Below are 9,144 nucleotides of genomic sequence, written 5' to 3'. Positions count from 1 at the left end.
ATTCAACATAATGCTATTTACTCTGAAAAAGATTTTATTTTTAAACCTGATAAATTTAAATGAAGGAAAAGTTCGCTTATGAGATCAATTATTTGGAAACATTTGATGGAGGATAGCCCTTAATCAATTTAAACACATTGCTAAAATAGGAGACATCATTGAATCCGCACCGTTCAGCAACTTCAGTTACAGAAAATCCACCTGTGGACAACAACATCTCAGCATTATTGCAACGAATTAAATTCAAATATTCTTTGAACGTGTAACCGGTATTTTCTTTAAAAAGCTTACCGAAATAAACCGGATGAAGATTGAAGAGCGTGGCTATTTCAGACAATTCAAGTTTAAATGGGTAGTGCTCATTAACATAATCCAACACTTTTTTCACTCTTAAATCTGTTTGTATATAAGACGACTTTTTAGAGGAAATCAATAGAAGCTTATGGATAATCAGCATAAATAGAGCTCTAGCTTGCATGATATATCCCGGCTGCTTACTCATCCATACCTGTGTGAATTGTTTGATATAACTTCTAATCTCACTCGTAATGACATTTTTCGTCACGGGCTCCAATGGCAGAGCGATAGGACTGCCCTCCGGTGTCCAATTGAAATTAAAAGCGAAAGAATGCATTGGATTTTCGTAGAATGTATGTGCTTCGCGAACACTGCCCTCAGGTATGTATATGACGTCTCCGGGCTCGACAGTGTATTTTACTCCATTAATGAAATAATTGGATTTCCCTGCTACAACGAAAGTCAGGTCCTGGAAGCCAATTTTTTTGTTAATAATTTCCCAATCGGGAAAACAACGTCTATCAACAAAAAGAAGAATATGCGGAACCAAGTTTTGAAGCATTTCCATATCCATGTGTACACCCCCTTTATTAACTTAATAGAATGGGGCTATATTATCAAGAAGTAAAATTACAGGTTCATATTATCAAGGAAATCCTTTAAGATCATGGGACAATGGAATTTGAAAAAAATGAGCTTTTGGTACTGTCTGTAGCAGTATTCAACGTAAAGGAGGTGATGGGACGACAAATAATGATTCTGCAATGAATAGGTAGAATGAAACATAAATTTCAATTTACTAGAAAAAGAAAGCGCTTAACAAGGATTTTTAACACCAATGGGAATGAACATAGAAAACCACATTCACAAAAAAAGGGGAAATATTCTTCTTGGAGGAAATATTCATGGAAAATAAACGATCTTTTAAACGACTGATTAATAGAGCCGCTATGGGGGCCTTGTCTCTATCACTATCAGTACTGCTGGTGGCTCCAGTCTTAAATAGCGGTTCAATAAATGCCGACGCGGCCACCACCGACTTACCTCCCGCAGGACTAACCTACGAAAATTACCCAGCTCTAAAGGATGTCTATAAAGATTACTTCTCCTTTGGTATCTTTGGTAAAGGGGCGATGGAGGAAACGCTTTACAATTACGCTTCTTATACACCGGGTAATGAGATGAAACCTGAGAGTACTCAAAATGAAAAAGGCATTTTTACCTACACTAGTGCTGATAATGCGATGAAAACCTATTCTGATAGAAACCCAGATATGCTTTTCTACGGACATACTTTAGCGTGGCATTCACAGACACCTACGTGGATGTGGGATGCACCACCAGCTAGATACGGTCAGCCAGGTACATTCGATCGAGAAACGGCTCTAGAAAACCTCAATACTCATATTGAAAATGTACTCGGCCACTATGGCAGCCACATTAAAGCTATTGATGTTGTAAACGAGGCTATTGGAAACTCAATTCCTGGCGATTGGAAAGCGTCCTTAGCCAAAGGGGAAGGCTGGTATATGGCGCTAGGCTCGGAATGGGTAGAGCGTGCCTTCTTGAAAGCAGCCGAAGTTGTTGACAGAAATGGATGGGATGTCAAACTAATCTACAACGATTTTGGTCTTGATTCCCCGGCCAAAGCTCGTGTTGTTTATGAGATGGTAAAAGCTATTAATGAAAAGTATGCAGGTGTACGGCCAAATGGTAAACCTTTGATTGAAGTGATTGGTATGCAGGCACACTACAACCTCTCTACTAATGTAAAAAACGTTGAGGAAAACATCAAACTGTTTGCGACACTCCCAGGGGTCAAGGTTAACATTACCGAGATGGACATTGCTTTACCACCCGGTGAACTTACTCCTGAAAATGAAAATAATCAGGGTATGAAATATGCTGAATTATTCCAAATCTATCGAAAGTATGCTGCAGGTCCAGCCAATACTACTGGCAATCCAAAGGTTATCGACACAGTGAAACTCGCTGGCGTGAGAGATGTATTCACAGGCTGGAAAGGCGGCGAGTTTGCTATGCCGTATAACTATGAAGGACGGGCCAAACAAGCATTGCTGGGTATTCTATATCCTGCCGAGTTTCTTGCAACCCATGATTACATTGAACCGGAAAAAGAAGAGCAAAAGCAAATCGACGGTGTCTATGTGTATGATACTGGAAAAGGAGACAATTGGTCTGGTGCAAATATCATCCTAGGTAACGACGCAACCCAGTGGCCATGGTCCACAACAGATGACGGCGGCAAAGTAGCTTTCACTCCTGAAAAAGATGCAACCTACCGTTTAAGTTTTAACTACACCGCAAAAGGGACAACCTCTATTCGTGTACGTTGGTTAAAAGATAATTCAAATGGTAGTTATACTAGTGCTGATGGAGCGAACGTAAACAGCCACCCGTATTCTGCTAACCAAGTGGCTAAGTATTTACCTGCGTATTTCAACAGTGGTATGGTGAATATGGGAAGCTACACCTTAACGACTGAAATAAAATTAGATGGTTCACAACCTGCTGATGGTCTGATTGGTAACATCGCTATTCGTGGCGGCGGAGGTGGTAACGCCTTCACAATCAACTGGATTAAGGTGGAAAAAGTTGGAACGAACGGAGAGCCCGATAAACTTGTTGTTAATTGGCCAGAGGGTATAGATAGTGAGGCTCCAGTAACTACAGCAAGCGGTGTCCCAACGAATTGGACCAATCAAGACGTTTCGGTACAATTATCAGCTACTGATGAAAATTCAGGTGTTGCGAAAACCGAATATAAGATTAACAATGGCGAGTGGGTCCCTGATACAAATGGAATTCAAGTCACCACTGAAGGTGTGAATACGGTTTACTATCGGAGCGTGGATAAAGCCGGGAATACGGAAGTAACAAAATCGGTGGAAGTGAAGATTGACAAAACCGCACCAACTTTAGCCTTTTCATTCAATCCATCCGTCATCACGGATCGAAATCATCAGATGGTTCCAATAACGGCGACTGTCAATGCAAATGACTCATTATCAGGCGTTGCCTCTGTGCAGCTGGACTCTATTGTCAGCAATCAGTCCGATAATGGGATTGGTGATGGAAATACGACCCAAGATATTCAAGGAGCTGATTTCGGTACATTGGATACAAATTTTCTGGTCCGTGCTGAGAGAAGCGGCAGTGGAGACCGGATTTATACCGTAACCTATAAGGTGACTGACAATGTGGGAAATTCTACTGTTACCGCTCAAACGATTACCGTGAAACACGACAACTCCAGTCATTAAAAAAGTTAAAAGCAGTGATACGTGTAATATCACTGCTTTTATTACTTAAAAAAATTAGAACATAACGGTAAATAAACTTAATTTCTTCATTTACAACTGTGGTAGAACCAATAAAATACCATTCTTGTAATCTGTCATCACCTTTAGAAAAATAAGAAAAACATATAGTTTGATGGGTATAGAAACAAAATTGCAGTTGATATAATCACTAAACAAGGAAATCTGAAGATTAGGCTGGCGTTACTATTTTATTAAAATAGGAGGTATCTTATGAACAAGAAGTTTAGTATCAAACGCAGAGTTTCGCTGCTAACTGCGACGATAATGATATCCGGATCGCTCTATACGATTTCGACAATTGCCCCGGCATATGCCGCCAGCACCGATGTCAAAACGATGTATACATATGACTTCAACCCAACGGATCAAGCTACGGAACAATCCTTGTTTACCTCGGCATCAGCATCCCAGGTTGCTTGGCAGAGAGGAAGCGGCATTGGCGCCGGTGATGATTACGTGCTTAAAGGCACACATATCGGTACGGACTACACTGCTGCCAACAACGCTATTCATCTGGCACTACCTCAGTCCCTTCCGGCTGGCTATGTTTACAAAATTAAAGTATCGTTCTATGTTCCTTCAGCAGATAACCAGGGCAAATCCACGATTACCGGACCTGGGGTAGTGTTAAATGGAGCGTATGCCGTCAACCAGTACAAACTTCCTGCAAATCCTGGAACAATCGCGATGGACACATGGAAGACAGTCGACATTAACACTCCTGTCATGACGGAGAACCTTACGAGTGTTGACTTCCGCTTTGTTACCAATAATGCGGCGAACCATCCCGACGTTTGGTATATTGATCATATTGAAATCAGCCAGATTGGCGATCCTCAACCAGTCCCGACATGGAACCTGAACATTCCATCACTGGCTGACACTTACAAGAGCAGCTTCCTGTTCGGTAATGTCATCGAGCCAACCCAGCTTGATAGCAAAACAACCAACATGTACAAGTCCTACTATAACGTTACGACCCCTGAAAACGCCATGAAGCCGCTTTCGATAAGCTCTGCGAAGGGAGTTTACAACTATTCGGGCGCTGATTCGATTATCGCTTGGGCTCAGGAGAACGGCATCCAAGTTCACGGTCATACATTAGTATGGCACGACCAATCACCGAATTGGCTGAACAAGAATACGGACGGCACACCGCTTACACGCAGTGAAGCCCGCCAGAACTTGCAGGACTATATCAGCAATGTCGCTGGACATTTCAAGGGTAAAGTTATTTCTTGGGACGTTGTCAACGAAGCTCTTGACGGTGGCTCTCTCCCAATCACGGATTGGAAAGCAGTAGCAAGAAAATCTCCTTGGTATATGGCATATGCGAACGGTGCTGACACAACCAAAGGCGAAAGCGGTTCAGACTTTATTTACGACGCATTTGTTTTTGCTCGTCAGGCTGACCCGAACGCGACTCTTTACTACAACGACTATAACGAAACCGACGCCTGGAAGCGTGAAGCAATGGGGCAGATGGTTGAAGATATTAATGCAAAATGGCTTACTGACTCGCGCAACACGGACCCAAGCCGCAAGCTTATTGAAGGTGTAGGCATGCAGTCTCATTATAATACAGCTGGACCGGACCCGTCCCAGGTTGAAGCTTCTATCCAACGCTTCATACAGGCTGGAGTGAAGATCAGTGTGTCGGAACTAGATGCAGGCTACAGATCTAACGACGGACAAGCTTCAACGACACTTACTCAGGAGCAGCAAGTAACCCAGGCAAACTACTATGCTCACCTGTTTGAAATTTACAAAGCGTATGCTGATCACATCCAACGTGTAACCATTTGGGGCAAAGCTGACTCTCAGAGTTGGCGCAATACATCCAGCCCTGTATTGTTCGACACCATGTACGCTCCAAAACAAGATTACTATGCTGTTCTCGATCCGAGCGGATATCTGGTGAAACAAGGGCTCGCGCCTCGTTCACTGTATGACCTGTCTGTCTCAACGCCAGACACTAATTCACTCATTGCTGGTCTACATGCCAACATCATGGTTAACGCAGCTGCTGCTGATCTCGGCAACTACAAGGTTGTTGCTTACTTAGCCAAGAATGGAGTAAAATGCAGCGATGAGTTCCAAATTGTCAACGGGACCGCAAAGATCTCGATTCCGCATGCTCCTGCAGCCGGACAATATAGTGTTGTTGTTGATGCTTTCAAGGGTTCCACCCTGCATGCTTCGCAGGCTGTTCCACTGACAATTATCGACAACAACTTCAAAGTTGCCGTTAACGGAACAAATCTCAACTACACTCTCGACGATATCGGCAATGCCGTATTCACCCCAAATGCGAAACAGCTCGATGCCCTGCTCAATATCGATTCGCAGACAGTATCGATTGATTTAAGCGACGACAGGAATGTGACCGGTATCAAGTTCATAGTGCCTGCGGAGCGATTCAAAAATGTTGACAAAACTCTCGAATTTGCAACAGCAGACGGAACGAGCAAGATAAAAACGAAAGCCATCTGGAACAATTCGGGAAAAATAAGACTAATTACCATTAGTGCAGGTGAGGTAATCATAACGAATATGTAATCACCAAATCTCGTTATGGATCGTGAGAGGAGTCTCAGCAATAGGGCTCCTTTCCCATTTAACATTACGCATTTTTCTATTAATGAATTCGAGTTAGCTGTAGATCCATGAATCAACGTTCCCTAACTAATGGGTAATTATTATAAAGACGGGATGGTTGCAGCCATCTCGTTTTTTTATTGTACCTAAGCCTCTTATGTCTGAATTATCCGAACTATTAATTTATTGTTAAATTGGAACTTTTTGGTTCCTTTTTCGTACATAATGGTAGACAATCTTTTATAGAGGTTGCAGAGTTTCATTTTTATAAGTAAGAGGAGGTAAGTATGGGGGTAAATACTTTAGAAGTAAGATCGTTAACAAAGGTCATCGGCAAAAAGAAGATCGTAGATGATGTCAGTTTCAGTGTGAAAAAAGGGGAAATCTTTGGTCTACTCGGTCCAAATGGTGCGGGGAAAACAACCATTATCCGTATGATTGTCAGCTTGATCAAACGGACAGGTGGAGAGGTTACCGTAAATGGCCATAACCTTGATGGACAATTTAAAGCAACTATGAGTGAAATTGGGGCCATTGTGGAAAATCCGGAATTTTACAAGTATATGAGTGGCTACAAGAATTTAAAGCATTATGCTAATATGGCTATTAAAAAGGTGTCAGATGAGCGGATTATGGAAGTGGCTAGATTAGTAAAATTAGAAGATGCCATTTACCAAAAGGTGAGGACCTATTCACTTGGAATGAGACAAAGGCTGGGAGTGGCCCAGGCATTGTTACATAACCCGTCACTGCTGATTCTCGATGAGCCTACAAATGGATTGGATCCTCAAGGAATTAGAGAATTTAGAGATTACTTGCATTCCCTTGCAAAAGAAGGAATCTCCGTTCTGGTCTCTTCCCATCTTTTAGCTGAAATGCAGCTGATGTGTGATCGCTTTGCCATTATTGAAAAAGGTAAATTAATACATATTTCCTCCATGAAGGAAACGATGGAGGAAGACGAAAAAACAGAAGTCATTTTTGAGGTAAGCAGCAGTCAAAAAGCGGCAGATGTGCTGAAAGAACAATTTGCTGATTCCGAAATCAAGTTGTTTGCAGACGACCAATTCTCCGTGGATGTAGAAAAAGCTGCGATTAGTACTATAAATAAGCTATTAATCTCAAAGGATATCGATGTCTTTGGCATCAGCAGGGTAACCGTTTCGCTGGAAGACCGCTTTTTGGAAATAACCAACAAAGAGGTAAAAGAGATTGGAGGTGTCATGCAATGATGGCCTTAATTCGTAATGAGCTGATGAAATTGTTTCAAAAAAAGTCGAGTTGGATTTATCTTATCATCATAGTACTTGCAGTCATTGTGGCGGGAATTATCTACAATAAAGTATCAGCTGAACCCGATCCGAATTGGCAGTCTAGTATGAAGGCACAGATAGCTGAGTTGCAGCAGAATGAAAAAACGGCGCCAGATACAGAAAAACAGTTTATTAAAAGTGAAATTGAACAAAAGCAGAAATATCTGGATGAAAACGTTAATCCAACTGCCGTCAGTAACTGGCATTTTATGAATAATGTTGTATTTGGGATGACGACTTTAGTGACGTTGCTGGCGGTGATTGTCTGTAGTGCCAGTGTGTCTTCTGAATTTGCAGATGGAACCATTAAGCAGCTGTTAATCAGACCACATCAAAGGTGGGCGATTCTACTATCCAAATATCTTTCCTTAATTATCTACTCACTTATTCTTGTAGCGACATTAATTACTGCTGGATATCTTGTTGGTTTGATTACATTTGGTAGTGGGGACTTTACATCGAAAATCTTTGAAATGGCGATAAACGGGCAGAAGGAGGCAGAAGTCGGACCGCAGTTCTTCCTTAAGATTGCCTACTACCTTCCAAGTTTGTTGGTTATCACGGCCATTGCCTTTATGCTCTCTACTTTATTTAAAAGTCAGGCATTGGCGGTGGGAATAGGTATCTTTGTTCTGTTTATCTCTTCCACCCTCGGCGGCTTAATAGTGTTTCTTGCAGAAAAGTACGAATGGGCGAAATTTTTAATTTTTCCGCATCTCGATTTAACTGTTTATGCGTTGCAGGATAAGATTTTGGGGGACATTACACTACCGATCTCACTAGCAATCTTGGCGGTGTATTATGTCGTATTTATGATTCTGACTTTTGTGTTTTTCCAGAGGCGGGATATTAGTATATAAGAGATACAACATGGAATTGGAGAAATAATGCTCCTCTATTTAGATAGCAAAAAGAACTGATAGTGGAATTTATCCACATCAGTTTTTTTGTTTAAATACATGCATGCTAATAGAACAATTTTTTTAATAGAAATGAAGTAAGCGTCAAATAATCCCCATCTACTTTACGTTGGGGAATATTTGACGCTTTCCATACAACTATTTACTCGTTAATGATTACTTTTTAACAGTCTAGTGATAATAAATCTTTTACCTTTGTAACCACATCACCAGGACTAAAAGGTTTAGCTATAAAGTGATTTGCCCCCAAATCCTTGCTATATTTTATGTCCTCTTCGGTACATTTGGCAGAAAGCATAATGACAGGTGTTTTTTTAATCTTTCTAACTTCTTTAAGTACTTGATATCCGTCTATTTCGGGCATTAAAACATCTAAAATAATTAAGTTGTAATCTTCCTTTAATGCACACTCTAATCCATCTTTCCCGTTTTCAACCACATCCACTTGAAACATTTCACGTTGCAAGTATATTCGTAATAAATTACTTATGCGAATTTCGTCTTCTACAACAAGAATCCTCAATTTCTCTAAAACCCCCTGAAAACACTATACATATTAGCAATTCTATCATAGGAGTAAGTCAATATGATAGTAACGATATTAATACCTTTGTGTTAGAATCCTTTCCGAATAACAAATTATAGGTTACATTTAATTAATAGATTAATAAT

General features: G+C 40.9%; 6 protein-coding genes. 4 read left to right on the top strand and 2 right to left on the bottom strand.

Annotated elements, in window-relative coordinates; all coding sequences use genetic code 11:
• Positions 1-88: 88 nt before the first annotated feature.
• The gene (locus V7266_RS19080; RefSeq protein ID WP_335469946.1) at positions 89-871 is read right to left on the bottom strand and encodes an AraC family transcriptional regulator; all 783 of its coding nucleotides are present in this window, start codon (positions 869-871) and stop codon (positions 89-91) included.
• A gap of 331 nt (positions 872-1,202) precedes the next feature.
• Here V7266_RS19080 and V7266_RS19075 point away from each other — a divergent pair, with 331 nt between their 5' ends.
• From V7266_RS19075 to V7266_RS19060, 4 genes are all read left to right on the top strand, one after another.
• A complete protein-coding gene (locus tag V7266_RS19075; protein ID WP_335469945.1) occupies positions 1,203-3,581 on the top strand; it encodes an endo-1,4-beta-xylanase in 2,379 nt (792 codons plus the stop codon).
• Positions 3,582-3,851: 270 nt separating this feature from the next.
• Positions 3,852-6,200, top strand: a complete 2,349-nt coding sequence (locus V7266_RS19070) for an endo-1,4-beta-xylanase (protein WP_335469943.1) — start codon at positions 3,852-3,854, stop codon at positions 6,198-6,200.
• Between the two features lie 326 nt (positions 6,201-6,526).
• Positions 6,527-7,471 (top strand): ABC transporter ATP-binding protein, encoded by a 945-nt coding sequence (locus V7266_RS19065; RefSeq protein ID WP_335469941.1) that lies wholly within the window; start codon positions 6,527-6,529, stop codon positions 7,469-7,471.
• Positions 7,468-8,412: an ABC transporter permease gene (locus V7266_RS19060; protein ID WP_335469940.1), complete on the top strand. Its 945-nt coding sequence runs from the start codon at positions 7,468-7,470 to the stop codon at positions 8,410-8,412. The genes V7266_RS19065 and V7266_RS19060 overlap by 4 nt, the downstream gene beginning before the upstream one ends.
• 223 nt (positions 8,413-8,635) lie before the next feature.
• On the opposite strand, the gene V7266_RS19055 is transcribed toward V7266_RS19060, so the two are convergent.
• The gene (locus V7266_RS19055) at positions 8,636-8,995 is read right to left on the bottom strand and encodes a response regulator transcription factor (protein ID WP_335469939.1); all 360 of its coding nucleotides are present in this window, start codon (positions 8,993-8,995) and stop codon (positions 8,636-8,638) included.
• Positions 8,996-9,144: the final 149 nt, after the last annotated feature.

This window comes from Neobacillus drentensis (assembly GCF_036965645.1).
Classification (GTDB): domain Bacteria; phylum Bacillota; class Bacilli; order Bacillales; family Cytobacillaceae; genus Neobacillus; species Neobacillus drentensis_D.
This window is presented reverse-complemented; position numbering and strand designations above follow the sequence as displayed.